This window comes from Thauera butanivorans (assembly GCF_048398245.1).
GTDB lineage: Bacteria > Pseudomonadota > Gammaproteobacteria > Burkholderiales > Rhodocyclaceae > Thauera > Thauera butanivorans.
The window spans coordinates 4,327,881-4,353,632 of the sequence record NZ_CP183038.1 but is presented as its reverse complement, the minus strand read 5'-3'; the positions used below and the strand labels follow the sequence as shown (position 1 = coordinate 4,353,632).

25 protein-coding genes are annotated in these 25,752 nt (G+C 66.6%); 7 read left to right on the top strand and 18 right to left on the bottom strand.

Annotated elements, in window-relative coordinates; genetic code table 11:
• Window positions 1-43 precede the first annotated feature (43 nt).
• The 3 genes from ACNQFN_RS21030 to ACNQFN_RS21020 are packed head-to-tail and all read left to right on the top strand — an operon-like array spanning window position 44 to window position 3,530.
• Entirely contained in the window at window positions 44-1,477 is a 1,434-nt protein-coding gene (locus ACNQFN_RS21030; RefSeq protein ID WP_418647463.1) for a UbiA family prenyltransferase, read from the top strand.
• Complete coding sequence (locus ACNQFN_RS21025) at window positions 1,474-2,793, top strand: FAD-binding oxidoreductase (RefSeq protein ID WP_418647462.1); 1,320 nt, start codon at window positions 1,474-1,476, stop codon at window positions 2,791-2,793. The genes ACNQFN_RS21030 and ACNQFN_RS21025 overlap by 4 nt, the downstream gene beginning before the upstream one ends.
• On the top strand, window positions 2,790-3,530 hold the full coding sequence (locus ACNQFN_RS21020; RefSeq protein ID WP_418647461.1) for an SDR family oxidoreductase: 741 nt from the start codon (window positions 2,790-2,792) through the stop codon (window positions 3,528-3,530). Before ACNQFN_RS21025 ends, ACNQFN_RS21020 begins: the two co-directional genes overlap by 4 nt.
• On the opposite strand, the gene ACNQFN_RS21015 is transcribed toward ACNQFN_RS21020, so the two are convergent.
• The 5 genes from ACNQFN_RS21015 to ACNQFN_RS20995 all read right to left on the bottom strand — a co-directional run bounded on the left by ACNQFN_RS21015 (window position 3,511) and on the right by ACNQFN_RS20995 (window position 7,764).
• Window positions 3,511-5,622, bottom strand: coding sequence for an acyltransferase family protein (locus ACNQFN_RS21015; protein WP_418647460.1), 2,112 nt, complete (start codon window positions 5,620-5,622; stop codon window positions 3,511-3,513). The genes ACNQFN_RS21020 and ACNQFN_RS21015 overlap by 20 nt on opposite strands.
• Window positions 5,582-6,133, bottom strand: coding sequence for a dTDP-4-dehydrorhamnose 3,5-epimerase (rfbC, locus tag ACNQFN_RS21010; protein ID WP_418647459.1), 552 nt, complete (start codon window positions 6,131-6,133; stop codon window positions 5,582-5,584). The genes ACNQFN_RS21015 and rfbC overlap by 41 nt, the downstream gene beginning before the upstream one ends.
• The gene (rfbA, locus tag ACNQFN_RS21005; protein WP_418647458.1) at window positions 6,130-7,014 is read right to left on the bottom strand and encodes a glucose-1-phosphate thymidylyltransferase RfbA; all 885 of its coding nucleotides are present in this window, start codon (window positions 7,012-7,014) and stop codon (window positions 6,130-6,132) included. Before rfbA ends, rfbC begins: the two co-directional genes overlap by 4 nt.
• Before the next feature lie 76 nt (window positions 7,015-7,090).
• Complete coding sequence (locus ACNQFN_RS21000) at window positions 7,091-7,477, bottom strand: DUF86 domain-containing protein (RefSeq protein ID WP_418647457.1); 387 nt, start codon at window positions 7,475-7,477, stop codon at window positions 7,091-7,093.
• On the bottom strand, window positions 7,474-7,764 hold the full coding sequence (locus tag ACNQFN_RS20995; RefSeq protein WP_418647456.1) for a nucleotidyltransferase family protein: 291 nt from the start codon (window positions 7,762-7,764) through the stop codon (window positions 7,474-7,476). The genes ACNQFN_RS21000 and ACNQFN_RS20995 overlap by 4 nt, the downstream gene beginning before the upstream one ends.
• Before the next feature lie 282 nt (window positions 7,765-8,046).
• Between ACNQFN_RS20995 and ACNQFN_RS20990 the strand changes: the two genes are divergently transcribed.
• Genes ACNQFN_RS20990 through ACNQFN_RS20980 form a run of 3 tightly spaced genes read left to right on the top strand, consistent with a single transcriptional unit; the run spans window position 8,047 to window position 11,845 of the window.
• On the top strand, window positions 8,047-9,798 hold the full coding sequence (locus ACNQFN_RS20990) for a carbamoyltransferase (RefSeq protein WP_418647455.1): 1,752 nt from the start codon (window positions 8,047-8,049) through the stop codon (window positions 9,796-9,798).
• 1 nt (window position 9,799) lies between these two features.
• A complete protein-coding gene (locus ACNQFN_RS20985; RefSeq protein WP_418647454.1) occupies window positions 9,800-10,885 on the top strand; it encodes a glycosyltransferase in 1,086 nt (361 codons plus the stop codon).
• A 54-nt stretch (window positions 10,886-10,939) separates the two neighbouring features.
• The gene (locus ACNQFN_RS20980; protein WP_418647453.1) at window positions 10,940-11,845 is read left to right on the top strand and encodes a DUF6625 family protein; all 906 of its coding nucleotides are present in this window, start codon (window positions 10,940-10,942) and stop codon (window positions 11,843-11,845) included.
• On the opposite strand, the gene ACNQFN_RS20975 is transcribed toward ACNQFN_RS20980, so the two are convergent.
• Window positions 11,784-13,010, bottom strand: a complete 1,227-nt coding sequence (locus ACNQFN_RS20975; protein WP_418647452.1) for an O-antigen ligase family protein — start codon at window positions 13,008-13,010, stop codon at window positions 11,784-11,786. The two genes, ACNQFN_RS20980 and ACNQFN_RS20975, sit on opposite strands and share 62 nt — an antisense overlap.
• 147 nt (window positions 13,011-13,157) lie before the next feature.
• Between ACNQFN_RS20975 and msbA the strand changes: the two genes are divergently transcribed.
• A complete protein-coding gene (gene msbA, locus ACNQFN_RS20970; RefSeq protein WP_418647451.1) occupies window positions 13,158-14,945 on the top strand; it encodes a lipid A export permease/ATP-binding protein MsbA in 1,788 nt (595 codons plus the stop codon).
• Between the two features lie 57 nt (window positions 14,946-15,002).
• On the opposite strand, the gene ACNQFN_RS20965 is transcribed toward msbA, so the two are convergent.
• The 12 genes from ACNQFN_RS20965 to cobC form a co-directional block, all read right to left on the bottom strand.
• Entirely contained in the window at window positions 15,003-15,386 is a 384-nt protein-coding gene (locus tag ACNQFN_RS20965) for a type II toxin-antitoxin system VapC family toxin (protein WP_418647450.1), read from the bottom strand.
• Window positions 15,383-15,640 carry a type II toxin-antitoxin system Phd/YefM family antitoxin gene (locus ACNQFN_RS20960; protein ID WP_418647449.1) on the bottom strand — a complete coding sequence of 86 codons (258 nt, stop codon included), beginning with the start codon at window positions 15,638-15,640 and terminating at the stop codon, window positions 15,383-15,385. The genes ACNQFN_RS20965 and ACNQFN_RS20960 overlap by 4 nt, the downstream gene beginning before the upstream one ends.
• 163 nt (window positions 15,641-15,803) lie before the next feature.
• Complete coding sequence (locus ACNQFN_RS20955; RefSeq protein WP_418647448.1) at window positions 15,804-16,472, bottom strand: lipopolysaccharide kinase InaA family protein; 669 nt, start codon at window positions 16,470-16,472, stop codon at window positions 15,804-15,806.
• 67 nt (window positions 16,473-16,539) lie between these two features.
• Window positions 16,540-17,985, bottom strand: coding sequence for a lipopolysaccharide kinase InaA family protein (locus ACNQFN_RS20950; protein ID WP_418647447.1), 1,446 nt, complete (start codon window positions 17,983-17,985; stop codon window positions 16,540-16,542).
• Window positions 17,982-18,734, bottom strand: a complete 753-nt coding sequence (locus ACNQFN_RS20945) for a lipopolysaccharide kinase InaA family protein (RefSeq protein ID WP_068635225.1) — start codon at window positions 18,732-18,734, stop codon at window positions 17,982-17,984. Before ACNQFN_RS20945 ends, ACNQFN_RS20950 begins: the two co-directional genes overlap by 4 nt.
• Complete coding sequence (gene rfaP, locus ACNQFN_RS20940; protein WP_418647446.1) at window positions 18,731-19,555, bottom strand: lipopolysaccharide core heptose(I) kinase RfaP; 825 nt, start codon at window positions 19,553-19,555, stop codon at window positions 18,731-18,733. The genes ACNQFN_RS20945 and rfaP overlap by 4 nt, the downstream gene beginning before the upstream one ends.
• Window positions 19,556-19,634: 79 nt before the next feature.
• Window positions 19,635-20,771, bottom strand: a complete 1,137-nt coding sequence (locus ACNQFN_RS20935) for a glycosyltransferase family 4 protein (RefSeq protein WP_068635227.1) — start codon at window positions 20,769-20,771, stop codon at window positions 19,635-19,637.
• Window positions 20,771-22,066, bottom strand: coding sequence for a lipopolysaccharide heptosyltransferase I (gene waaC / locus ACNQFN_RS20930; protein ID WP_418647445.1), 1,296 nt, complete (start codon window positions 22,064-22,066; stop codon window positions 20,771-20,773). Before waaC ends, ACNQFN_RS20935 begins: the two co-directional genes overlap by 1 nt.
• A 7-nt stretch (window positions 22,067-22,073) precedes the next feature.
• Window positions 22,074-23,153, bottom strand: coding sequence for a lipopolysaccharide heptosyltransferase II (gene waaF / locus ACNQFN_RS20925; protein ID WP_418647444.1), 1,080 nt, complete (start codon window positions 23,151-23,153; stop codon window positions 22,074-22,076).
• A gap of 16 nt (window positions 23,154-23,169) precedes the next feature.
• Window positions 23,170-24,132: an ADP-glyceromanno-heptose 6-epimerase gene (rfaD, locus tag ACNQFN_RS20920; RefSeq protein WP_068635230.1), complete on the bottom strand. Its 963-nt coding sequence runs from the start codon at window positions 24,130-24,132 to the stop codon at window positions 23,170-23,172.
• Between the two features lie 11 nt (window positions 24,133-24,143).
• Complete coding sequence (gene rfaE1 / locus ACNQFN_RS20915; protein WP_418647443.1) at window positions 24,144-25,103, bottom strand: D-glycero-beta-D-manno-heptose-7-phosphate kinase; 960 nt, start codon at window positions 25,101-25,103, stop codon at window positions 24,144-24,146.
• Between the two features lie 90 nt (window positions 25,104-25,193).
• Entirely contained in the window at window positions 25,194-25,745 is a 552-nt protein-coding gene (gene cobC, locus ACNQFN_RS20910) for an alpha-ribazole phosphatase family protein (protein WP_418647442.1), read from the bottom strand.
• Window positions 25,746-25,752: the final 7 nt, after the last annotated feature.

Sequence of the window (25,752 nt, the reverse complement as noted above, 5' to 3'; positions counted from 1 at the left end):
GAATGCCGCTTGCTTGCCGGTTCGATCATTGTGAGGGCGTGGTGTGACTTGTCCCCTTGTCGTTGATCTGGATGGAACGCTGATCCGCAGCGATCTGCTGGTGGAGAGCGGCCTGCGTTTCGTGCGGCGTGCGCCGCTGGAGGCGATGCGGCCGCTCGTATGGCTGGGGCGGGGGAAGGCGGTACTGAAAGCCAGGCTGGCCGAGCGCGGGGGGGTGGACGTGACGACCTTGCCATACGAACCGTCCGTACTGGCGCTCATCGACGAGGCCAGGCGCGACGGGCGGCGGGTGGTGCTGGCGACGGCGAGCCATGTGTCGCTGGCCGAAGCGGTGGCGAGGCATCTGGGGTGCTTCGATGAGGTCATCGCTTCGACCGAGGCCGAGAATCTTGCCGCGGAGCGCAAGCGTGACCGCCTCGTCGAGCGTTTTGACGCGGGGGGGTTCGACTACGCCGGGAATTCGTCCGCAGATCTGCCGGTGTGGTCGGTCGCACGCAAGGCCTATGTGGTCAATGCGGACGAGGCGCTGCTGCGCCGCGCGCGTGCCCAGGGCAGGGTGGCCGGCGTGCTCGGCGCGTCGGCGGAGCGGCATGGCCGCGGGTGGCGGGACTGGGCGGGTGCCTTGCGCATGCACCAGTGGGCGAAGAACGTCCTGCTGTTCATTCCCTTGCTGGCCGCCCATGTCTTCGACGATCCGGCGCGCGTGCTGGCCGTGGCCGTCGCTTTCGTATTGTTCGGTCTGTGCGCCTCGAGTGTGTACCTGCTGAACGACTTGCTCGACCTCGAGGAGGACAGGCGCCATCCACGCAAGCGGGAGAGGCCGTTCGCTGCGGGAAGGCTTCCGGCGGTGGCCGGGCTGGTGCTGTCGCCGGCACTGCTGCTGCCGGCCTTTGCCCTGGCGGCCTGGCTGCTGCCATGGCAGTTCGTGGTGGCGATGGGCGGGTATTACCTGCTGACCCTGGCGTATTCCCTGCGTGTGAAGCGCGTGATGGGGCTGGACGTGATCGCGCTGGCCGTGCTGTATACGTTCCGCATCGTGGCGGGCGCGGCGGCGGCGGAAGTGCCGTTGTCCTTCTGGATACTGGCTTTCTCGATGTTCATGTTCCTCAGCCTGGCGATGCTGAAGCGCTATGCCGAACTGTTCGATGCGCGGGCCAGTGGAGCGGATGTCGGGGAAAGGGGGCGGAGCTATCTGCCCGGCGACCTGGAAATGCTTGCGCCATTGGGGGCGGCGGCGGGCTACCTGTCGGTGCTGGTGCTGGCGCTGTACATCCACGATCCTGCGACAGCGGCAGCCTACGCAAGCCCGGAGCTGATCTGGATGGCGTGCCCGCTGCTGCTGTTCTGGGTGACGCGCATGTGGATGCTGGCCCATCGCGGGGAAATGCATGACGACCCGATGGTATTCGCCTTGCGCGACAGGACGAGCATTGCCATCGGCGTGGCTTTCATGATGATTTTCGGAGTCGCGGTATGAAGGGGGGACTGTATTCGTGGGGGCGTTATCCGGATTGTCCGCAGATGGCGCACCGTCCGGCCTGGCCCGACGAGTTGGCGGGCATGCTGGAAAAGGCCGGGGCATCGAAGGGAAGCAGCCTGCCCTATGGCAACGGACGCAGCTACGGCGATAGCTGCCTGGCCGACAGCGGCCACGTCTTGGCGATGACGGGCTTGAACCGGATCGTCGCAGTGGATTGGGAGCGGGGTGTGCTGCGGGCGGAGAGCGGCATCCTGCTGGCGGACATTTTGGCCTGCGCGCTGCCGCGCGGCTGGTTCCTGCCGGTGGTGCCCGGTACCCGCTTCGTCACGCTGGGGGGGGCGATCGCCAACGATGTGCATGGGAAGAACCATCACCGGCGGGGCACTTTCGGTTGTCATGTGACGGCCCTGGGGCTGTTGCGCAATGGCGAGGAAGTGGTCTGCTCGCCGGAGCGGGAGCCCGAACTGTTCGCGGCTACGGTAGGGGGGCTGGGCCTGAGCGGCGTGATCCTCTGGGCCGAGTTGCGCCTGATGCCGGTGGGTTCGGACCGGATCGAAGTCCTGACTCAGCGCTTCGGCAGCCTGTCGGAATTCTTTGCGCTGTCTGCCGAATACGATGAGCGGCACGAGTATGCGGTGGCCTGGGTCGATTGCGTGGCGCGGCGTGGCGGGGTCGGGCGCGGGGTGGCGTTCTGGGGGGATCATGCCGCTGCCGGGCGCGCGCGCGCGGGTGGCGCGGCGAGGGGGGCATCGTGGGAAATGCCCTGGACGCCCCCGGTATCGCTGGTGAATCGGTGGAGCGTGGCGGCTTTCAATCTCGCCTACTGGCATCGGCATCCGGCCGGCCGGGAGCGTAGCGAAACCGGAGTCGAACCGTTCTTCTTCCCGCTGGACGGAATCGGGAGCTGGAACCGGATATATGGGCGCAAGGGCTTCCAGCAGTTCCAGTGCGTGGTGCCTGAGGCCAGTGCGGAAATGGCGGTCGGGGCGGTGCTGGAAGAGGTGGGGCGCTCCCGCGCGGGATCCTTCCTTGCCGTGCTGAAGCGCTGCGGCGGGATGCGCTCTCCGGGATGGTTGTCCTTCCCGATGCAGGGGACGTCGCTGGCGCTCGATTTTGCCCGGAATCCGGAGCTGGAGGGGCTGCTCGGACGTCTCGACCGCATCGTCCATGAGGCTGGCGGGCGGCTGTATCCGGCCAAGGATGCGCACATGAGCGGTGCGGATTTTCGTGCGGCCTATCCCGGCTGGGAAAAGCTGGAAGCGCTGCGCGATCCGGGATTGATGTCCCGTTTCTGGAGGCGGGTGCTGGGATGAAGAAGATCTTGCTGGTCGGCGCGACTTCGGCAATCGTCGTTGCGTGCGCGCGCCTGTGGGCCGCCGAGGGAGCGGCCTTCTTTCTGGTCGGGCGCAATGGTGATCGCCTGAAGGCGGTGGGGGACGACCTGCGGGCGCGGGGGGCCGTGGAGGTGTCCATTCACTGCATGGAGGCGACCGATTTTGCTGCCCATGAGGGCATGGCGGAGGCGGCGTTTGCGGCCCTGGGGCAGGTGGATCTTGCCCTGCTCGGGCATGGTTCGCTGCCGGACCAGGCCGAATGCGAGCGCGACGTGGGCCTGGCGCTGCGCGAGCATGCGGTCAACTGCAGTTCGGTGATCAGCGTGCTCGGGTGGCTTGCACTCCATTTCGAGCGGCAGGGACATGGCACGATCGCGGTGATCTCGTCGGTGGCGGGGGATCGCGGGCGGGGCTCGAACTATGTCTATGGCAGCGCCAAGGCGGCGGTGTCCGCATATTGCCAGGGGTTGCGGGCCCGGATGTTCAGGCGCGGCGTGAGGGTGGTGACGATCAAACCCGGCTTCGTGGATACGCCGATGACGCGCGGACTTCCGCTGCCGGGGCCGCTGGTGGCCACGCCGGAGGCGGTGGCGGGGCGGATCGTGCGTGGAATCGCGGCCGGCCGGGATACGTTCTACGTGCCGGGTTTCTGGCGCTGGATCATGCTGGCGGTGTGCAGCGTGCCCGAGCGGCTGTTCAAGCGCCTGAAGCTGTGAGCGCGGGGCGGTCCGCCGGTGCCTGGCGGGGTGCGATGCCCTGGAAGATCCGGCTGCGCAGTGCCTCGATGAGATGGATCGAGCCTTCGGTCGTGAGGTGGCCGAAGTCGACATAGATGGAAGGGGCGGTGATCTCCGCTCCGGTCCGCGTCATGCAGCCCTCGGCGGAGCACAGCGGTTCGCGGGCGGAGACGAAATCGACGCCGGCGCCGTGCGCCGTCTCGGCGATCGCGCGTTCGTAGCCGGCGATTTCTTCGAGCAGGCCGTGGCGCATGTATTGGCCGGGGTAGCGGTGGAGGGGGTCGAGCAGCCATGTTTCGTACATGAGCTTGCTCACCGAGATGCGCCATTGCGGAACCGGCCCCAGGACGATGATCCGGGTGTCCGGCAGGGCCGTCCGGACCGCTTCCAGCGTGATCTGCAGCTTTGTCCTCAGCGTGGGAATGTCGATCGGCCAGTGCGGATGCATCCACGCGCCGTGGATGATGAGGATGTCGGGCTGGAGTTCATGGGCGGCTGCGAGGGCCTGCCGGTTGAGGGCGTTGCAGTTCTTCTTGTGGAGCAGCACGGGCAGGTCGAGCACCGGGCCGCAGCCTGCCTGGGTGAACTGGGCGATACCGAAGCCCAGGCTGGCTTGCAGGTGGTGCAGGCCGGGATAGAGCGAGGCCGCGTGGGAGTCGCCCCACAGCATGAGCAGAGGACGCCGGGTTTCCACGCAGTTTTCCGCGCGCTTGCTGGCTTCGGCTGTTTGCAGATGGCATTGGCCGGTACGTACGGCGGCGAACCAGGTGTCGTAGTCGTCCGGTTGCAGCAGGGCCTGGACCTGGGCGGGGTAGCGTTCGGGGTAGCCGTGACGCAGGTGGGCGTGGTAGCCGAAACTGCCGGTGACGAGCAGTGCAAGGCAAAGAAGCAGGACCGGAGCGCGGGAGCGGGACCCGAAACGGATGGGGCGTTCGATCAGCATGTAGGTCAGCAAGGCGAGAGCGATGCTGAGTGCCAGCCCCGCGCAGCGGATCGCGAGCGATGGCGCATCGGGCGTGGCGATGCGGATGAAGCTGATGATGGGCCAGTGCCACAAGTAGAGGGGGTAGCTGATCAGGCCGATGAATACGGCCAGCCGATTGCCGAGGACGTGCTCGTTGATCCATGTCCGGGGGCTGGCAAGGATGAGCAGGCTGGCGCCGAGGACGGGGGGAAGTGCCCACCACCCGGGGAACGGGGTGTCCTGATCGACGAGCACGAGCGTCGCGGCGATCAGGAGCAGGCCTGCCGCGGAGGCAAGAGTATCGAGCAGGCCGGGGGCGGATGCGCGGCGTGCGGATTGCCCGGTACCGGCCAGCCAGGCCAGCAGGCCGCCGGCGAACAGCTCCCAGAATCGCGTCAGGGGCAGGAAGAATGCCTGTGCCGGAGCGTGTTCCACCCAGGCGATGTTGAGGCCGAAAGAGAGCAGGAAGAGCAGGCCGATGGTGGCTGGAAGGCTGATGCCGAGGCGCCATGCGGCCCAGAGGATCAGGGGGTAGAGGAGGTAGAACTGCTCCTCGATGGCCAGCGACCAGAGGTGCAGCAGCGGCTTCAGTTCGGAGGCGGTGTCGAAATAGCCGTCTTCTCGCAGCAGGACGATGTTCTGGACGAAGGCCGCGCTGCCGGCGACATGCTTGCCGAGCTTGCCGAACGCATCCGGGAGCAGCATGAACCAGCCGGCGGCATGGGTCGCGAGCAGGATGGTGACGAGGGCCGGGAGAATGCGGCGGGCGCGGTGAGTGTAGAACTCGATGAAGCTGAATTCGGCGGTTTCGAGCTTTCTGAAGATGATCCGGGAGATCAGGAAGCCGGAAATGACGAAGAAGATGTCTACGCCGATGAAGCCGCCGGCCAGCCGTGCCGGGAAAAAATGGAAGACCACCACGAGCAGGATCGCGATCGCCCTGAGGCCGTCGATGTCCGGTCGGTAGGAAAGCTTGCCGGGATGGCCTTCTTGCATGGTGCGGGTGGTGGTGTGTGTACAGGGGCGGGCGACAGGGTAGCCGAAGGAGGGGAGGCTTGCTGCCTGGCTAGAATGTGGGCGCGTCCGCCAGTGCCGTCCCCGCCGCATCCTTGGCGGAGAGCTCCGGGGCGCCGCCGATTTCGGCGAGCGGCCAGTCGATGGCCAGCGCCGGGTCGTTCCACAGCAGGCTGCATTCCGAGGCCGGGTGGTAGTAGTCGGTGGTCTTGTAGAGGAAGTCGGCGGATTCGCTGAGCACGAGGAAGCCGTGGGCGAAGCCTTCGGGAATCCAGAACTGGCGGTGGTTGTCGCCGCCGAGCAGCGCCGTGGCATGTTGCCCGAAGGTGGGGGAGTTCCTGCGCAGGTCCACCGCGACGTCGAAGACCATGCCCTGGGTGACGCGCACCAGTTTGCCCTGGGTGTGTTCGAGCTGGTAGTGCAGGCCGCGCAGCACGCCCTTGCGGCTGCGGCTGTGGTTGTCCTGCACGAAGGCGACGTGGCGCCCGGCTGCTTCGTCGAAGGTGCGCTGGTTCCAGCTTTCCATGAAGAAGCCGCGGCTGTCGCCGAACACCCTGGGTTCGAGGATGAGCAGGTCCGGAATGGCGGTGCGGATGATGTTCATGGTTTGCTCCACCGGGTTTCGCGGATGACCTGGGCCAGATACTGGCCATAGCCGGTCTTTTCCAGCTTCTTCGCTTCGGCGAGCACGTGATCGGCACTGAGCCAGCCGTTGCGGAAGGCGATTTCTTCCAGGCAGGCGATCTTCATGCCCTGGCGCTTTTCGATGGTCTGCACGAAGGCCGCGGCATCCATCAGCGAATCGTGGGTACCGGTGTCGAGCCAGGCGAAGCCGCGTCCGAGCAGTTCGACATGAAGGTCGCCGCGTTGCAGATAGGCGTTGTTGACGTCGGTGATCTCCAGTTCGCCGCGTGCGGAAGGGCGTACCGCGCGGGCGATGTCGATGACGTCGTTATCGTAGAAATAGAGTCCGGTGACGGCATAGCTGGATTTGGGCCGAACCGGTTTTTCCTCGATCGAGACGGCCTTGCCCTGTTCGTCGAATTCGACCACGCCGAAGCGTCCCGGGTCCGATACGTGGTAGCCGAACACCGTGGCGCCCTTGTCCCGGCTCGCCGCCGTCCGCAACTGCGCGCTGAAGGACTGGCCATAGAAGATGTTGTCGCCGAGGACCAGGCAGACGCTGTCCTGGCCGATGTGCTCCTCGCCGATGAGGAAGGCCTGGGCAAGGCCGTCCGGGCTGGGCTGTTCGGCGTAGCTGAGGCGGATGCCGAAGCCGTCGCCGCTGCCGAGCAGGCGCTGGAAGCCGGGCAGGTCGTCCGGCGTGGAAATGACCAGGATGTCCCGGATCCCGGCCAGCATCAGCACCGACAGGGGGTAGTAGATCATCGGTTTGTCGTAGATCGGCAGCAGCTGCTTCGACACACCGCGGGTGATGGGGTACAGCCGTGTGCCGGAGCCGCCGGCGAGGATGATGCCTTTCATTTCGGTTGTCGCTCGGATGTTCGGAGAGTTCGATGGTGCTTGCTGGAGGCTGGCAGCGGCAAGCCTTGTGCGAAGCCTATCGGTCCGTTCCCAGATCGGCGCCGAGGGCGGAGGCAGCTCGACATTGCTTGAGTTGTTCCTTTAGCGTTGGCAGGTCGCGCTGAATCACTTGCCAGACGACTGCCAGATCGATGGTCCAGTAGCCATGGCTCAGTCTGTTGCGCATGGCGTACAAGGCTGCCCAAGGGATGTCGTGATGCAACTGGGTGAAAGCGGGGGCGTGGATGGCAACGTTATGCGCTGCTTCTCCGATGATTTCGATGTTGCGGATTACGGCGTCCTGCAATTGTTCGTCGGCGTTGAAATCTGTTTGTGACTTGCTGTGCGTATAGCGCTGTACCCGCGAGATCGCATCTTCCATGTGCAACAGGTAATCATCCAGCCGTAACGCCTTCTTGTTCATACTGCACGTGCTTCCTGCAGCACCTGGCTTCGGAACTTGGTTGGCAGGGCCGCAGGGGTGAGAACGTCGACCGATACACCGAGTTGGGCCTCGAGTTCGACCTGGATGTGTGCGATATCGAGCAAGGAGGTATCTTGCGTCGGGTCGACGAGCAAGTCGAGGTCGCTTGCTTCCGAGTCGTCACCATGGAGAACGGAGCCGAACACGCGCGGGTTGCTGGCTCGGTGAGCCAAAACGATTCTCCTGATCAGTTCCCGGTTTGCTTCCAATGCAGCAGAGGGTCTCATGGCGTGTCTCCTGGGGTGGGCATGACGGGATCTGACGGGTTCGAGCGCTCGATCAGGAAACTCGGGAAGAGCAGGTCGGAGACGGAGGTTTGTGTTTTCAAATCAAGAACGTTCGTTGCTTTCTTGGAAACGCTTTCATTCTAGACCGGAACACATGTCGGCGGGAGGGATGCCGCGTACTGCGTGGGGATGGGGGCTTCTGCGCTGCGCGTTATAATTTCGCGCAACCCGCCAGCGCCTTGCGCCGGTTGCCCTTCTTTTCCAGCGTCCGGAGGCGCATTCTTGTCCCTTACCATCCTCGGCCTTTCCGGTGCCCTCACCCATGACCCGTCCGCCGCGCTCTACATCGACGGCAAGCTCGTCGCGGCGGCGGAAGAAGAACGCTTCGTCCGCGACAAGCACGCCAAGAACCGCATGCCCTACGAATCGGCGAAGTTCTGCCTGGACTTCGCCGGCATCGAGCCGGCCGATGTGGACGTGGTGGCGATTCCGTTCGCGCCGGTCAGCCTGTTCGGCAAGGCGCGCTGGCACTACGCCAGGCGCTATTGGTACGCGCCGGATCGCGGGCTGGATGCGATCCTGGCCGGCAACCGTCGTTTCCGCCGTTACAAGAAGCGCATCCAGTGGTGCCTGCAGCAGCTCGGCTTCGACCTGAAGAAGGTGAAGATCGAGCCGGTCGAGCACCACCTCGCGCATGCGTCCAGCGCCTACCACTGCTCCGGCTTCACCGAGAAGACCGCGATCATGGGCATTGACGGCAAGGGCGAGTACGCGACCACCTTCTTCGGCTACGGCGAGAACGGCCGCATCCACAAGATCAAGGAGTTTTACGATCCCGACTCGCTCGGCGGCCTGTACGGCGCGATCACCGAATACCTTGGCTTCGAGATGCTCGACGGTGAGTACAAGGTGATGGGCATGGCGCCCTATGGTGATGCGACGAAGTACGATTTCTCGCGCCTGGCCAGGTTCGAGAACGGCGAACTGATCATCGACACCGACTACGCCAACGTGATCGGCTTTCGCCGCTACAAGGAAAAGGGCAAGGGCTACTACTTCTCGCCCAAGCTGATCCAGTGGCTCGGCCCGATGCGCCACGGTGACATCGCCGACGACCCCTACATCCATTACGCGGCGAGCATGCAGAAGCTGTTCGAGGATCTCGCGCTGCAGATGATGGACCATTACCTGGGCGGCATCCTGCGCGAGACGGGCCGGCTGGCCTTCGCCGGCGGCGGCGCGCTCAACGTCAAGCTCAACCAGAAGATCATCGCCCGTCCCGAAGTGAAGGAACTCTTCGTCCAGCCGGCTTCGGGCGACTCCGGCACCGCCGTGGGCGCGGCGTCGTACGTGTCGGTGAAACGCGGCGTGCCGGTCGAGAAGATGGATCACGTCTATCTCGGCCCGCGCTATACCAACGAAGAAGTCATCGCCGCCTGCGCCAGGCATCCGTCCCAGCCGCGCTGGGAGCTGATCGCGGACGGCGACACCGCGGTGCCGCAGCGCATTGCCCGGATCCTGGCCGACGGCAACCCGGTGGCCTGGTTCCAGGGCCGCATGGAGTTCGGTCCGCGCGCGCTGGGGGGGCGTTCCATCCTCGGCTGCCCGAGCGCGGCCGGCGTGGCCGACCGCATCAACGAGCAGATCAAGTTCCGCGAACGCTGGCGCCCCTTCTGCCCCAGCATGCTCGACACCGTCGGCCCGCAGATGCTGCAGACGGATCACCCCGCGCCTTTCATGACCTTCACCTTCGAGGTGGCCGAGGAGTGGAAGACGCGCGTGCCGGAAGTGGTGCATGAAGACGGTACCGCACGTGCCCAGGTGTTGAAGCGCGAGTTCAACCCGCGCTACTACGACCTGATGAAAGAACTGGAAAAGCTCACCGGCAACGGCGTGGTGCTGAACACCTCGCTCAACCGCCGCGGCGAGCCGATGATCTGCTCGCCGACGGATGCCTTGAACATGTTCTTCGGTTCGGATCTGCAGTATCTGATCATGGAGGATGTGCTGGTGGTGAAGGAAGGTGCTGCCTGACATGAGCAGCCAGCCGTGGGTGCTGCAGTTCTGTCATGGCTATGACGGCCCTTTCCTCGACGTCGCGCGCCAGTACGCGGCATTGTTCGAGGGCACGCCGTACAAGGTGTGTACCGTCTACCTGACGGGCGAGCCGGATGCGGAGGCCGAGCGCGGTTCGGCCTCGGACGAGGTGATCTTCCTCGGCCACGACAGCCGCGAGGTGCGCGGCCTCAAGCTCGGCGCCATGCGTCGCTTGCGGCAGATCGTCGCCGGGCGGGATTTTCGCCTGTGCATCGCCCACCGCTTCAAGCCGATCTACATCGCCCTGCTGGCGACCCGCTTGCCGGTGGTCGGCGTGCTCCACGCTTTCGGTGTCTTCGAGCGCGCCATGCGGCGCTGGTTCGTCAGCCGTTTCCAGTCGCGCCTGCTGTTGCTGGGCGTGTCCGATGCGGTGCGTGACGAGATGCGCGGCTACCTGCCGGCCTGGGATCCCGAACGCATCCAGACCTTGCACAACCGGGTCGACGTCGAAGCCGTGCAGGCCGAACAGGTGTCGCGCGAGACGGCCCGCGAGGCGCTGGGCTTGCCGCAGGATGCCTGGGTGGTGGGCAACGTCGGCCGCCTGCACCCGGACAAGGATCAGGCCACGCTGATCCGCGGCTTCGCCGAGGCCCTGCCGCGGCTGCCGGCGGGCGGGCTGCTGGCGATCATGGGCAGCGGCCGTCTGGAGGCTTCGTTGCGCAAGCTGGCCGATGAGCTGGGGGTTGCCGGGCAGGTGCGCTTTCTCGGCCAGGTGGCCCAGGGCCGGCGCTACTTCAAGGCTTTCGACGTGTTCGCGCTGACTTCGGATCACGAGCCCTTCGGCATGGTGCTGCTGGAGGCGATGGCGGCCGGGGTACCGGTGATCTGCAGCGACTGCGGCGGCGGACGCGAGGTGGTCGAGGGCGTGGGCAGGGTCTTCCCCCTGGGGGACGCGTCCGCGCTGGCGGATGCGCTGTGTGCGGAAACGGCGGACAGTTGCGTGCGTGTTCCGGAGCGGTTTACCGACGAACACGGACGGCAACGCTTCATGGCGTTCCGCTACCTGCGCGCCTGGCTCGGATGAGCAGAGCGTGAGCGGCAAAAAATCATATGACAGCGCTCATTGCGGAGCATGAAGATGGCTCAGGCCCGAATTCGTTTTCTCATTCCATACTTCGGAAAATGGCCTTTCTGGATGCCCTTCTTCCTGCAGAGCTGTCGCTACAATCCGAGCATCGAGTGGTTTTTTTTCTCGGATTGCGGCGTGCCGGAGGATTGTCCGCCGAATGTCGAGATTCGTACCCTGAGCTATGCTGAGTATTGCGCACTGGTTTCCGGACGGCTCGGCATCGAGTTTGCTCCGCCGAGCCCATACAAGCTGTGCGATCTGAAGCCTGCGCTCGGTTTCATTCATGCCGACTGCCTGGATGGCTTTGATTTCTGGGGGTTCGGCGACATTGATCTGGTGTATGGGGATCTGCGTCGCTATTTCGATGACGAACGTCTGGGGCGCTACGATCTGCTGTCTACCCACTCGACCCGGGTTTCCGGGCATCTGTGCTTGCTGCGCAATGATGAAAAAATGCTAAGGGCATTCTTGAGGGTGCCTGGATGGCAGGCGGCGATGGCTGATCCGGCACATCGGGCTTTCGACGAAAAGGCGTTCAGCAAGCTGTTCGTGAAGAACAAGAACTGGCCGGAGCCGCTGCGGCGCATCCGTCGCGCGCTGAGCCCGACGCTCAGGCGCTGCGAGTTCGTCGAAGCATTCAGTACACCCTATGCGCGCATCCCGTGGACCGATGGCAGTTTCGATTTTCCATCGCAGTGGATGTGGCGCGATGGGCGGCTTCATACCGATCGCGACGGTGAGCGCGATTTTCCGTATCTCCATTTTCTCGTCTGGAAAGGGCAGCCCTGGGCAGGGCTGGCTCCCGGAGAACGGGTTGCGGAACCGGAGCTGGCGGCACGTTCGTGCTGGGTCATCAGTGCCCGGGGCTTTCATTCCCTGTCTGCGTCGCGCGGGGAAAGGTGGCAAGAACGATGACCGGCAGCCAGAAAAGAGCCCATTGCACGTTCTGTTTCGTGATGATGCCCTGGCCGAAGGTGAGGCCGATGATCATCGTGTAAATGAACAGTGCGAGTGCAATGCGGGCATGAAGGTGATGCCGGTGTTTCCATCCTGTCCGGATGACGATGAAGCACAAGGCCAGATGCAGCAGCAAGCCTGTGACCCCCAGCTCGACCAGGGAGCCGACATAGACGCTGTGATAGTGCGTCCAGTCATTGACGAACTCCCCCGGGGCATGGATGAGAACCTGCGCCCCGGCCCCGAAGCCGAAAACCGGATGTTCCTTTGCCCGTTCGATGAAGCCTTGCCATAAATCCAGTCTGTAACTTTGCCCTCTTTCGATGCTGGCGCCGAAGTAGTCATCCATCAGATACAGAAGGGCCAGGAGCAGGGTGGATGTCGCGGTCAGTATGGAGATCTTCTTTTTCATGCCCAGGTTATTGGCCAGCAGTATGCCTGAACATACGATGAGCATCGCGCCGACCGGCCCTCTGCTGTGAGTGAGGACTGTCGCGGCTGCAAAGGCCAGGAAGGCCAGCGAGTAAAGAATCTTTTCCTTGCTCTCGAGGGCGGTATTTCTCCAGTTCATCAGGCTGAACATCAGCACCGCACAGGCGCCATAAGCCGCGCCGGACCACAGGGGATTCCACAGCCTGCCGATACCGGCGAATCGATCTGCGAGGCCGAATCCATTTACGCCGTAAAACAGTACGCCATTGATCCCTATGCTGATCAATGCAGCTGCCGTAAGTGCTTTTGCCAGTAATGCCGTTTTCCCTGGAGACGCCTTCATCCAGTGGTTCAGGATCATCCAGAATGAAAGCAAATATATGACTCTCTTGATTTCACTCAGATGATCGACAGCGCTTTCATGCGGTGTCCACGCGAGGCTGACGATGTAATAGGCGGCATATGCTGCGGAAGCCAGGAGAATTCCTGATGGTCGAATTCCCGTGTCGAATCCGTTTTTCAGCAGGATCCATACGCCAGGCAGGGTAAAACCGAGGTGGAACAGTTGCTGGTGAATCTTGTCGGACGGCAGCAGAAAATACCCTGATAACCATATCGCGGACAGGATGAAGAGGATGTTCTCACTTCTGTCCGAAAGATGGGTTCTCCGTCCTGCCATTGCTGGATTCATATACTCGAAAATGCGATGAGGGGGCTCGTTGCCGTGTGCGGGAGGGCATGAACCCCCACGCGTCGAGTGTAGCACTCAATATGTGCAAGCCACTTCCGCTCCCCCTCGCATGCTAGACTCCCGCATCGCACCACTGCCCGCCGTCACATGTCGCAAGACAAGACTTCTTCGGCTTCTTCCCTGAAAATCTACCTTCGTCTGCTGGCCTACGTCCGGCCTTACATCGGCACGTTCGCCGTCAGTATCCTCGGCTTCATCATCTTCGCCTCGTCCCAGCCGATGCTGGCGTCGGTGATGAAGTATTTCGTCGATGGCCTCAACGACCCGGCGGCCGCGCTCGACGTGGGCTGGGATGTGCTCGACGGCGTGTCGCTGATGAAGGCCGTGCCGCTGATGATCGTGCTGATCGCCTTGTGGCAGGGCGTGGGCTCCTACCTGGGCAATTTCTTCCTCGCGCGGGTTTCCCTGGGGCTGGTGCACGATTTGCGGGTCAAGCTGTTCGACAGCCTGCTGAATCTGCCGAACCGCTATTTCGACCAGAACAACTCCGGCCACCTGATTTCGCGCATCACCTTCAACGTGACGATGGTCACCGGCGCGGCGACGGATGCGATCAAGGTCGTGTTCCGCGAAGGCCTGACCGTGATCTTCCTCTTCGGCTACTTGCTGTGGATGAACTGGAAGCTGACTTTCGTCATGGTCGCGGTGCTGCCGGTGATTGGTTTCCTGGTCAGTCGCGCCAGCCGCAAGTTCCGCAAGCAGGCCAAGCGCATCCAGGCGGCGATGGGCGACCTGACCCACGTGGTGTCGGAGAGTATCCAGGGCTATCGGGTGGTGCGCAGCTTCGGCGGCGAGCCATACGAGTCCGAGCGTTTCCTGCGTGCCAGCGTCGACAACACTAGAAAGCAGCTGCGCATGGTCAAGACCAGCGCCGTGTTCACGCCCAGCCTGCAGATCGTCACCTATGGCGCGATGGCGGTGGTGCTGTTCCTGGTGCTGCTGTTGCGGGGCGATGCCACCGCGGGCGACCTGGTGGCCTACATCACCGCCGCCGGCCTGCTGCCCAAGCCGATCCGCCAGTTGTCCGAAGTCAGCAACACCATCCAGCGCGGCGTTGCCGGCGCCGAGAGCATCTTCGAGCAGCTCGACGAAGCGCCCGAAGTGGATACCGGCACGGTCGAACGCGAGCGCCTGGAAGGGCATATCGAGATCAGGGGGCTGAGCTTCCGCTATCCCGGTGTGGAGCAGCCGGTGCTGCAGGACATCGATGTCGACATTCCGCCGGGCCGGATGGTGGCGCTGGTCGGCCGTTCGGGCAGCGGCAAATCCACGCTCGCCAACCTGATTCCGCGCTTCTACGACTACAGCGAAGGGCAGATCCTGATCGACGGCGTCGATGCACGCGACTACCGCCTGCGCAACCTGCGCCGCCACATCGCCCTCGTCACCCAGCAGGTGACGCTGTTCAACGACAGCGTGGCCAACAACATCGCCTATGGCGACCTCGCCGGCGCTCCGCGCGAGGCCATCGAAGCTGCGTCCGAGGCGGCCTACGCCAAGGAGTTCATCGACCGCCTGCCGCAAGGCCTCGATACCGAGATCGGCGAAAACGGCGTGACGCTGTCCGGCGGCCAGCGTCAGCGCCTGGCGATCGCGCGTGCGCTGCTGAAGAACGCGCCCATCCTGATCCTGGACGAAGCCACTTCCGCGCTGGATACCGAATCCGAGCGCCACATCCAGGCGGCGCTGGACCGGGCCACTTCCGGCCGCACCACGCTGGTGATCGCCCACCGGCTATCGACCATCGAGAAGGCCGACCTGATCCTGGTGATGGACCACGGCCGCATCGTCGAGCGCGGCACCCACGCCGAACTGCTCGCCGCCGGCGGCCACTACGCCGGCCTGCACGCGCATCAGTTCAAGGAGGTGGAGTGAGCCGCGTCGTTTCCTGCCGGCCCTGAGCGGCCAGTTCCGCCGATGGGGGTTTGTCGATCAGATCGCGCTTTCCACGTCGGTGCGGGAGAAGTCGTCGCCCACGAACAGCAGACGGCATCCGTGTTCCCTTGCCACTTCGTACGAGAAGCAGTCACCGAAATTCAGGGCTGCTGGGTGGACGCCCTTGCCCCACCGAGCATAAGCCTGGGCGATGCGGCGCGCCGCTGCGGGCGTTACGCTTATGATCTCCAGCCCCAGCCCCTCGATCATCTGGACCATTTCTTCGCCGACATTCCGGCGTGCAGCGACGATCAAGGCTTCGGCAGCGGTGCCCGCTGAAATGAGGATGTCATCTTCCGACTCAAGTGCCGCAACACATGCGTCTGCTTCCGGCTCGTTCAGCACGATCGCCATCAGGGCCGATGTATCGACGGCGATCATTCCGGGAGGCCGAGCGTGTCATACAGAAAGTCCTGGCTGCGAGCTGCCGAAGGCCCGTTGAGTGCCTTTGTCGCTGCCGATGCTCGAACCGCGCGGAGCAAGTCCCGGCGGGATTTCCTGTCAGGCGCCGCTTTGACCGGTATCAAGCGAACGGCAGCATGGCCGTAGCGAGTCAGGATCACCTCATCCCCGGCCTCGGCACGCCTGACCAGCTCGGTCAATTGAGCCTTGGCTTCCGTTACGGAAATCTGCATTTTTTTCTCCAGAGATGGACCGTCAGGCAGTCTAACATGGCGTCATCGCGTCGTCTTCTGTGGCGGCCAGGACTATGCAACGATTCTGTGGGACGAGCCGTGCGACGACAGCACAGGGCATGAGCCGTTTGCCATGCGGCTTCTCCGCCTTGCATGCCGGTGCTCAGCGCCCAGCCCCCGCCGTGGCGTTCAGCCAGGCCTGCAGATCCCCCACTGCATAGCCCTTGCCGGCCTGCGCGGCGTAGCCTTCGGCGAAGGCCTGGCCGCCGTCGGCCATCAGCCAGGCGCGATCTTCGCGGTAGCGCAGCAGGTGGGCGAAATTGCGCTTGCGCTTGAAGCGCGGCAGCGGGCGGCGGCCGGCCTGCATGTCGGCGATGTCGATCAGGCCGAGCCGGCCGTCGTCGCCGAGGACGATGTTGCCGAGGTGGATCGAGCGGAAGAACACGCCGGCGTCGTGCAATGTCGCGACGAAGCGGCCGAGCTGGCCGAGCAGCGCGCGCGTGTCGATCTCCGGTTGCGCGCCCTGGATGATCTGGCGCAGCGTGAGGCCGGGTAGCGGGCGGTAATGGACGACGTCGCGGCGGATGATCGGGAAGCGGTGGACGCGGATCACGTGTGGACAGGGAATACCCAGCCGGGCAAGGGCTTCGGCGTTGTCGGCGAAGCGGCGGGCATAGGGGTACCACGCGGCGGACGACAGCAGCCGCTTGCGGCGGAAGACCTTGAGATAGCTGCCGTCGGCAAGCCGCAACACCTTCTCGCCGTGGCCGTCGGCCTCGATGATTTCGGCGTCGCCGCGCAGGGTGGGATAGTCGATCGCGCTGTCGGACATGTCTGTTATCAGAATGTTACAGGCGCATCTTAACCGCCATGCCGGCGCAGCGGCATTTTCGGGGGGTTCAGGCCGGCGGCAGATTGGCGTCGAGCCAGCGCCACAGCGCGCTGTCCGCCGGCCAGTTGCGCAGCAGGCGGGCGCGGTCGCGGCGCCAGGCGCGGGCGTGGGAGGCTGCGCTGCGGTGCTGCTGCATGGCGTCGAGGTCGATCAGCACGACCTGGCCGTCGTGCCACAGCAGGTTGGTGGCTTTCATGTCGCCGTGCGAGATGCGTTCGCGGTGCAGGGTGGCGAACAGCGTGTGCAGGGCCTCGGCTTCCGCAGGTGGCGGGCCGCTGTCGATGTAAGGAGCGAGGTGGGTGGCCAGGTCCTGCCCGGGGCACCAGGCGTTGATGATCCAGGCCCGGCGGCGCAGTGGCCCGGCGCGTTCCTCGATGATCGCCAGCGGCGCCGGCGTGGCGATGCCGAGGAAGGCGAGCCGGTGGCCTTCCACCCACGAATGCGCGGCCCGGCTCGGCCGCCAGGCGCGCGACAGCGCATGGCGGGCGTTCTTGAGGTTGTAGCGCTTGATCACCAGCGGCCGGTCGGCATGCTCCAGCTTCGCCACCGTGCAGGTGCCGCCGTCCTTCAGCAGGCTGCCGCGGGCGATGGCGGCGTCCGGGGCGGCCAGGATTTCGGCGAGTGCCTCCGCTTCGGCACGCACCGCGATCGTCAGCCGCTCGAAAGTCTTTTCCGCCTTGAACAGCGTGCAGTCGCGGCGTGTCTTGGCGAGGAAGTCCTTGAGCCGCGCATCGCGGGTGTGGGCGATGGGCGCGCGCAGCGCAGCCGGATCGAGCGCGGGCAGGCCTTCGCCGCCCTGGCGCCAGGCGTCGATGAGCGGGGCGAGGTGTTCGTCCCAGCCGGCCGGCAGCTGTGCCGCCAGGATGGCGAAGTTGGCGCTGGCCGCATCGGCTTGCAGCGGCTGCCCGGGGGTGAGTGCCCGCACCGCGTCGCCGTCGATGACCATCAGCCTGCTGCCGCGGACGAGAAAATTGCCCAGGTGAAGATCGTCCTGCACCAGTCCGTTCATATGCAGGCGGCCGAGCATGGCGAAGGCGGGCGCCAGCACCGCGAGCGCGTCGGAGTGGCCGGCCGGCAGCCGGGCGACGGCCTGCCAGCGTTCGGCCAGGCTCACCGCGTCGGTGAGGAAATCCGTCAGCAATGCATGGCCGCCCTCCGCGAGTTCGCCCGCATGAAGCAGCGCAGGCGTCGGAATGCCGGCGGCGGCCAGCGCCGCGATGCCTTCGCGCTCGCGCTGCCAGTGTCGCGCGCTGCCGGGGGCGATGAAGAGTTTCGCCAGCACGCGGCTGTCGGCCAGCTCGGCTTCGCCGACGATGCGCTTGCCGGGCAGGAGGCGCAGGATGCGATGCAGGACGAGTTCGCGGCCGTCGCCGAGCGCGACCGCGAAGGGCTGCGCCGGCGCGCGTCCGGCGGCACGCAGCGAGGCCGCGGTCTGCGCGGCCGGCGTCGTCATTCGCGCCCCTCGAAATAGGCCAGCACCTGCCGCAGCAGCGGTTTGTCGTCGGCGGTCAGCCGGTCCCGGCCGCGGTAGGCGAGGAAGAAGCGCAGGCGCCAGGTGCGCGACAGGACGTGGTGCGCCACCTTGTCGAGGCAGGCCAGGTCCTTCATCACGCGCCGGCGCAGCATTGCGCCGCTCCAGCTTCCGCCGGCCGGGCAGTCGATCAGATACACCAGCGGCGGCGTGCCGTCATCCACCAGCAGGTTGCGCCACTTGAGGTCGTTGTGGGCGAAACGATGCTCGTGCATCGTGCGCGTGGCCGCAGCGACTTGCCGGATCACCGGCATCAGCCAGTTTCGATCGTGCAGCCGTGGATCGCGTGCGTTGGCCAGTTGGGCGAGATCGATGCTGCCGGGTATTTCCTTGGTGATCAGGGCGCCGCGGAAGAAGGTGCCGGCGCGGCGCTCGAGCCCGTAGCCGGCGATGTCCGCAGTGCGGATGCCCCAGGCCTGGAAGGTCAGCAGGTTTTCCCATTCGGCCTGGATGCGCGGCCGGCCGACCCAGCTGCGCAGCGGGTTCTTGGCCGCGCGGTGATAGCGCTTGACGTAGTAGCGTGTGCCGTCGACGGTGACGCGCAGGACTTCGCTGAGCGGATCGCCGGTGATCCGTTCGCCTTCGAGCGCGAACACGGCGTCCAGCGAGCCGAAGGCCTCGCGCAGCGCGGGCGTGTCGTAGCCGGGGCAGAGGCGCCAGTGCTGCGTCATGGCTGCCTGTCCTGCGGCGGCGCGTATTTGCGCAGGTAGCGCGCCTGCAGCTTCTCCGCCCGCTGCGCCAGCTTGCGCAGCAGCGCGGCTTCTTCGCGCAGGGTGTCACGCAGCGGACGCGGAAAATAGCCACGCAGGAAGCGCAGCAGGTCGCGCCGGCTCAGGCCGATGTTCAGTGCCGAGAAATACAGCCCGGCCAGATCCTTGTCGCGCCAGCGCCGCGGCGTGGCGCTGCGCACCTGGCTGCGGTGCAGGTCGATCAGCGACAGCCGCAGCGCGTCCGGCGCGGGCGGCGGCTCGGTGTGCAGCAGGAAGTGGCAGAGGTAGAAGTCGCGGTGGTTCATGCCGCCTTCGTGCATGCGCCGTGCCATGTCGGCGACGCGGGCGATCAGCGCGCGCTTGAGCGCGGGCGGCGGCGCTTGCGCGGGCCAGTCGCGGCACCAGTCTTCCAGGCTGATCGTCGGCGCGAGCGCTTCGGTGACGATGAAGGAGTGCCGGCGCGCCGGGTTGGCGCCGCGCTCGCCGTAGGCCACGGCGCGCATCGTGGCGACGCCGACCTGCTCCAGCCGGGCGATGGCTTCCCACTCGTTGCGTGCGCCGAGCACCGGCAGGCGTAGCGACAGCAGGTTCTTGAAGATCTCGCCCCAGCCGATGCCGCGGTGGATCTTGACGAAAAAAGCCTGGCCCGCCACTTCGGTGCGCAGCGTGCGGCGGCCTTCGAGTTCGCGGAAGACTTCGCCCTGCAGGGCCTCGACCGCTTCGAAGGCATCGCGGCCCTGCCACAGGCTGCGGAAAGGTTCGTCGAGGTACAGCGTGCTCACTGGACTACCCTCCGGTCGCTGGTGCGACCACCTCCCCATGGGAGGAGAGCGCCGCCTTCGGGCGACCGGGCGACGGCGCTCATGCGCTCCCTCCTGTCGCCGGCAGGCCCAGGATCACGTCGGCGGCGCGCTCGGGCAGGCTGTAGAGATCGGCATGCCCGGCGAAGGCGAGGCCATTGGCCTGCCAGCGCCGGCGTGCGCCGTCGTCGGTCAGCATCTCCGCCAGCATGCGGTCGAGCTGTGCCTGCGCGAAGGGCTCGGGCACGACGCGGCCGGCGTCGGCATCCTCGATGTAGTGGGCGTAGCCGCACACCGCGCTCGCCAGCACCGGCAGCCCGGCGACGATCGCTTCCAGCAGCACGGTGCCGGTGTTCTCGTTGTAGGCCGGGTGGATCAGCAGCTCGGCGCCGAGCAGGAAGCGCGGCACGTCGCTGCGGCCCTTCAGGAAGTCGACGCGCTCGCCGAGGCCGAGGGTGGCGGCCTGCAGCTTGAAGGGTTTGGGATCGTCCTGGCCGATCACCATCAGCCGGGTGCGGCGCCTGAGCGCGTCCGGCAGCGCGGCCAGTGCCTTCAGGCTGCGGTCCACGCCCTTGGTCTTGAAGCCGGAGCCGATCTGGACCAGCAGCAGGTCTTCATCGCCCAGCTTGAACTCGTTGCGGAATTCCGCCCGGATCGCTGCCGCGTTCGGCGGTGCGCGGCGGTCGGCGGCGATGCCCGGCGGCAGCAGGTGGAAGCGGCTGGCCGGCGTGCCGTAGTGCCTGACGAACAGCGGCTGCTGCACGCTGGAGATCATCAGGATCTCGGTGCGGCTGTCCGGTCCGAACACCGCGCGCTCCCAGGCGGCGAAGTGGCGGTAGCGGCTGCCGAGCCGGTACAGCGGGTTGCGCAGGGTCCGGGCCTTGTCCTCGAAGCAGGGATCGGCGGCGTAATACACGTCCAGCCCCGGCATCTTGTTGAAGCCCACCACCCGGTCCGCCGGCCGGCGGGCGAGGTCGGCCTGCACCCAGTCGGTGTATTTGCGGTAGCGGCGGTGGTTGGACAGCGCACGCACCGGCACATGCACGACCTCGAAACCGGCCGGCACCTCGCCCTGCCATGCCAGCACATACACCCGGATCGCGTGGCCGCGCGCCTGGCAGGCCTGGGCGATGCGCAGGAAGTCGCGCTGCATGCCGCCGAAGGGGAAGAACTTGTACAGGCAGAAGGCGAGCTGCATCAGCGGGCCTCGGTGGAGATGGCGGGCGCTTCGGTTGCGGCGGCGTCCGGCCGGTCGAGCAGTACGGCGAGCTCCTGCCAGACATCGTCGGGCGGCAAACGGGTGAAGCAATAGGGGAAGCCGCTCGAGCTGGCCGCCTCGGCCGGGTGCTCTTGCCGGTCTCCCTCTCCCCTCGCGGGAGAGGGCTGGGGCGAGGGGGCCCGTGTGGTGGCACTGCCGTCGTTGCTCCTCCCCGCCCCTCTCCCGCAGGGGGAGAGGGGCGCCCGGCTGAGGGGCGCAGGGGCTTTTTCCTTGTCTTCCGCCGTCGGCACGTAAGTGCACTGCTTCTTCAAGCAGGGCGCGCAGGGGAAGTCCGCCGCCAGGTGGCGCTGGCCGAAACCCCAGGCGCCGGTGAAGCCGGGATTGGTCGGGCCGTACAGCGACACCGTCGGCACCGCCAGCGCGGCGGCGAGGTGGCCCAGGCCGGTGTCGACCGCGACGCAGGCGCGGGCGCCGGCGATTTCGGCGGCGATACCTGCAAGCGGCAGGCGGGGCAGCACCTGTACGCCCGGCAGGTTGGCGGCGATGCGTTCGGCCCGCTCGTGCTCGGCGGCATTGCCCCAGGGCAGGCGTACCCGCCAGCCGGCAGCGCAGGCGCGCTCGGCCAGTTGGCGCCAGTAGGCTTCCGGCCAGTGCTTGGTGTCCCAGGTCGTGCCGTGCAGGAAGACGACGTAAGGCGTGCCGCCGTCGCTGTCCGTCTGGCCGGCGCCTGCCAGCACGCGGCTGCGGTCGAGGCCGTAGGGATCGTGCGTGGGTGCCTGGTCGCCGAGGCTGGCCGCGGCATCGGCCGGCAGGGTGTAGCCCAGCGCCTGCGCGAACAGTTCGCGCACCCGCAGCACCGCGTGCCGGCCCCAGGGCACGGTATGGCGGTGGCGGTAGAACAGGCTCGCCAGCGGCTCGCGTGCCGAGCGTTTGTCCAGCCCGTGCAGCGGGCCGTGGGCATGGCGGGCGAGCCAGGCGCTCTTGAACAGGCCCTGGGCGTCGATCACGGCGTCGTAGCGGTGCAGGCCGACCGTTGCGCGGAAGGCCTGCCATTCGCCGCTGCGCCACGCTTGCAAGGGGTGCTTGCGCCAGCGCCGCACCGCGACCGGAATCACCCGGTCGACCGCCGGGTGCCAGCGCGGGATCTCGGCGAAGGCTTCTTCGACCACCCAGTCGAAGCGGATGCCAGGGATGGCGTGGGCGGCGTCGGTCAGCGCGGGCAAGGTGTGGATGACGTCGCCGAGCGAGGAGGTCTTGACGATCAGAACCCGCATCGCTGCGTCAGGCTCCGCGAACCAGCGGGATGGCCTGTGCGGTCCCGCCGGCGGCCGTACAGGGCAGGCCGAGCTCGCCCAGCGCAGCCAATACGCGCTCCGGCGCGATGTCGGTCAGGCAGCGGGTGTGGCCCAGCGGGCAGACGCGCTTGAAACAGGGCGAACAGTCCAGCCGCAGGGTCTGGATGGAGACGCGCTGCGACAGCGGCGGCGTGTGTTCCGGGCTGGACGAGCCGTAGATCGCCACCAGCGGCACGTCCAGCGCCGCGGCGACGTGCATCAGGCCGGAGTCGTTGGTGACGGCGGCGGCGCTCATCGCCAGCAGGTCGACCGCATCGCCGAGCGCGGTGAGACCGGCCAGGTTATGCACCGCCGGGTTGCCGGCGGCGATGGCCTCGCCGGCTTCGCGGTCCTTGTTCGAGCCGAGCACCCAGACCTGGAAGCCCTGTTCGGCCAGGCTACGCGCCAATGCGGCGAAGTGCGGGATCGGCCACTGCTTGGCCGGGCCGTATTCGGCGCCGGGCATGAAGGCGACGGCCGGGACTTCGGCGGGCAGTCCGTGCTTCTCGCGCAGGCGGGGCTGGTTGTCCGCCTGGGCGACCAACCCTGGCATTGGAAAAGGTTCGGGCAGCGGCATGCCGGCCGGAGCGGCGAGGGCAGTGAAACGCTGCACCGTCATCGGCAGCGCGGTCCTGTCGAGCGGGCGCAGGTCGTTGAGCAGGCCGTAGCGCATCTCGCCGCGGAAGCCGGTGCGCTGCGGAATGCCGGCGAAGAAGGGCACGAAGGCCGATTTCAGCGAACCCGGCAGCACGATCGCCTGGTCGTAGCCTTCGCCGGCCAGCGACTTGCCCAGCGCGCGGCGCTTGCCGAGGCCGAATTCACCGTGGCCGAGCGGCATCACCACGCCGCGCCGCACTTCGGGCATGCGTTCGAGGATGGGCAGCGACCAGCCCGGCGCGAGCACGTCGATGTCGCAGGCGCCGCGCAGCTTGAGCGCCTTGAACAGGCTCTGCGCCATCACCATGTCGCCGACCCACGAGGGGCCGACGACGAGGACCTTGCGCGCGGGGGAGGAGGCGGACGTCATGCCTGCGGCGGTCCGCTCAGGCGCGCGCGGCCAGCCAGTCGAGGTAGGCCGGCACGCCTGTCTCGACGTCCATGAAGGGGCGGTCGTAGCCGGCGGCGCGCAGCGCGCCCATGTCGGCTTCGGTGAAGCTCTGGTAGCGGCCCTTCAGGTGCTCGGGGAAGGCGATGTAGTCGATGCCGCCGCCTGCGTGCCCCTGCGCGCGGTGCCAGCGGGTGGCGGCGTGGGCGACGTCGTTGAAGCTCTGCGCGCGACCGGTGCCGAGGTTGAAGATGCCCGACACCTGCGGGTTGTCGAGCAGCCACAGGTTGACCGCGACGATGTCGTCCACATGGATGAAGTCGCGCCGCTGCTCGCCGGGGCCGTAGCCGTCGCTGCCTTCGAACAGGCGCACGCGGCCCGATTCCGCGAGCTGCTTGTGGAAATGGAAGGCGACGCTGGCCATGTTGCCCTTGTGCTGTTCGCGCGGGCCGTAGACGTTGAAGTAGCGCAGGCCGACGACCTGGCTGCCGATGCCGGCCAGTTTCGTACGCAGGTGGCAGTCGAACTGGAACTTGGAATAGGCGTACATGTTGAGCGGCTGCTCGAACTCGCGCGCTTCGCGGAACACCGGCCCCATGCCGTACACCGAGGCCGACGAGGCGTAGATCAGCGGCACCTTGCCGGCCACGCACCAGGCCAGCACGGCCTTGGTGTATTCGTAGTTCACCTTCATGACGAAGCGGCCGTCCCACTCGGTGGTGGACGAGCAGGCGCCTTCGTGGAACACCGCCTCGACGGGGCCGAAGCCCTCGCCGGCCTGGATGCGGGCGAGGAAGTCGTCCTTGTCCATGTAGTCGAGGATGTCGGCGTCCGACAGGTTGAGGCATTTGCGCCCGTCGGTGAGGTCGTCGACCACCAGGATGTCGCGGATGCCTCGGGCGTTGAGGCCATGAACGATGTTGCTGCCGATGAAGCCGGCGCCGCCGGTGACGATGATCATGCTGGTTTCCTTCAGTCTGGTGTGCCGTTGCCGCGCAGCGCGGCGGCGAGTTCTTCGGGGCTGACGGTGGCGGTGCCGAGCTTGCCGACGACGATGCCGGCGGCGACGTTGGCCACCGCGGTCGCCTCGGCCAGCGCCAGGCCGCAGGCCAGGCCGGCGCCCAGCACCGCGACCACGGTGTCGCCGGCGCCGGTGACGTCGAACACGTCGCGCGCGCGGGTCGGCAGGTCGAGTGGCGCCTGGCCGGCCTGCAGCAGCGTCATGCCGCGCTCGGAGCGGGTGATCAGCACCGCGTCGAGGTCGAGCGCCGCGCGCAGGGCCTCGCCGCGTTCGCGCAGCGTGGCGTCGTCGGCGCAATGGCCCACCACCGCTTCGAACTCGCTCATGTTGGGCGTGATCACGGTGGCGCCGCAGTAGCGGCCGAAATCCGTGCCCTTGGGGTCGACCACCACCGGCACGCCTCGTTCGCGTGCGACCCGGATCAGGCTGCCGACCCGGGCCAGCGTGCCCTTGCCGTAGTCCGACAGCACCACCGCGCCGGCGCCGGGCAGCGCGGTTTCGAAAGCCTGTTCGATGCCGGCCGATTCCAGCACCGCGAAGCTGTCCTCGAAGTCGAGCCGGATCAACTGCTGGTGGCGGCTGATGATGCGCAGCTTGGTGATCGTCGGGTGCTGCGGCGCTTCGAGCAGGCGGCAGGCGACCTGGCCGGCTTCGAGCTTTTCGCGCAGGCGCTGCGCCGCCTCGTCGCGCCCGACCAGCGCCACCAGTTCGGTCCGGGTGCCCAGTACGGCGGCGTTGAGCGCGACGTTGCCGGCGCCGCCTGCGCGGTATTCGTCGCCCTCGACCTTGACCACCGGCACCGGCGCCTCGGGCGAGATGCGGTTGGTCGAGCCGTGCCAGTAGCGGTCGAGCATGACGTCGCCGACGATCACGAGGCGACCGCGGGAAAACTCGGGCAGGGAAATCGTCATGGCTCGGCTGGGCGCAGGGATGCGGGGGCGAAATTATCCCACGAAGCCGCACCATGCTGGGAAAAGGGACCGAGAGAGGGGGGCGGCGGTTCAGCGGTTGAACCAGCGCAGCGCCACGCCCCAGCTTTCCACGTCCAGCCGCGTCGCCTGGCCGCAGCCGAAGTCCAGCCCCAGCCAGCGCTCGGGCGGCAGGCCGAGCAGGTGGCCGGCGAGCACGCGCAGCGGGCCGCCGTGGGCGACCACCACCACCGGCGTGCCCGGCGCCGCAGCCTGCAGTTCGTCCAGCCACTGCAGCACCCGTGCCGTCATCTCGCGCGCCGATTCGCCGCCCGGGGCGCGAAAGCCCAGCGGGTCGGCGGCCCAGTCGTCGATCGCGGTGCCGATGTCGCCGAAGGCGAGCCCTTCCCATTCGCCGAAGTGGATTTCCTTCAGGCGCTCGTCCAGCCTGGGGGTGCCGAGTTCATCGGCGAGCATCCGTGCGCGCGCGAGCGGGCTGGCATGCAGCTCGAAGCGCTCCGGCAGCAGCGGACGAAGCCGCGCGGCGACCTCGGCGGCGGACTCGGCGATGCCGACGTCGAGCTGGCCGTAGCAGGTGCCCGGCTCGATGGCGGGGCGGGGATGGCGGATGAGGTGGAGTTCCATGGTCGGA